Here is a 458-nt window from a genome sequence, read left to right as displayed (position 1 = left end):
AGGTTCAGGGTTCGGCCCGGCTGAGGCTGCCGGACGGCCGCGGAGTGCGCGTGGCTTATGCCGGCCGGAACGGCCTGCCCTATACGTCCGTCGCGCGACTGCTCGTGGGCAGGCTCGGCATCAAGCCGTCCGAGATGACGGCCGATGTGCTGACGACCTGGCTTCGGGACCACCCGGCGGAAGCACGGGATCTGCTGCGGCAGAACCGTTCCTATGTCTTCTTCCGCATCGCGGACGAGCTCGATCCGGAGGACGGTCCAATCGGGGCTGCCGGCGTGCCGGTCACGGCCGGCCGTACGCTTGCCGTCGATCGGGGCGTCTGGAGTTTCGGCCTGCCGGTCTGGCTGGAGGGCGAGGTCCCGGAACCGGCGGGCGGAACCGCTCCCCTCCGCCGTCTGACGGTGGCCCAGGATACCGGGAGCGCGATCACCGGCCCGGCGCGGGGCGACCTCTTCTTC

1 protein-coding gene is annotated in these 458 nt (G+C 71.0%); it reads left to right on the top strand.

Annotated features, from left to right (window positions below; translation table 11 throughout):
• Window positions 1-458 (top strand): MltA domain-containing protein (locus AC2JF9_RS09070; protein WP_500727110.1); only part of this gene is annotated, 458 nt, incomplete at both ends.

Source organism: Lactobacillus sp. C449L, assembly GCF_059900815.1.
Note: the sequence above shows the minus strand (reverse complement) of the source record. Positions and strands in the feature narration are given on the sequence as shown.